Annotated in this window: 1 pseudogene; it reads left to right on the forward strand. The window is 55.4% G+C overall.

Annotated features, from left to right (window positions below):
- Positions 1 to 139: 139 nt before the first annotated feature.
- A pseudogene (locus tag ACOCD2_RS26010) lies at positions 140 to 523 on the forward strand (hypothetical protein); the annotation flags it as partial.

Raw genomic sequence — 523 nt, forward strand, 5'->3', positions numbered from 1 at the left:
CAGGATTCAGGGCCACCGTAAAAACCGCGTGTCTGCACACAGGCTTGTTATAATGGCGCTATACAACAATACAATCCGACGGAGTAGCAACGATATGATCAAACAAGTGGAAGGTGACATCAAGCGTGTCTTCGGCCTCGTGATAGATTTTGGGACATCCCAGTCCCCAAAATCGACTCGGCCTTTGACAACCTATTTGTGCCCCAGCCGTCCTGGTCACCAAGCACTACGCAACAACTTCGCAAGCTCGTTGCTGCTCCGTACTTGGCTCCCAATGACTGGACGCCGCGTTCGGAGGCCTACTTTGTTTTCCCTCTGGCGCAAGGCACGCCGGGAAAACAGTGCGGCCTCGCGGCTACTGGGGTCTACCAGCCTTCGCTTCGCTCTCCATGGCTGGCAGCGCCTGCTGACCAAGGCCCAGGTGATTGCCCATGGCATCGCCGCCATGGATCCGATGAACCAGGGACTGGCAAAATCACTGCACGAGAAATATCCTGCCATGCACAAGGATTTCCATCACTGG

The organism is Thiolapillus sp. (genome assembly GCF_048562965.1).
GTDB classification, from domain to species: Bacteria; Pseudomonadota; Gammaproteobacteria; order Chromatiales; family Chromatiaceae; genus Thiolapillus; species Thiolapillus brandeum_A.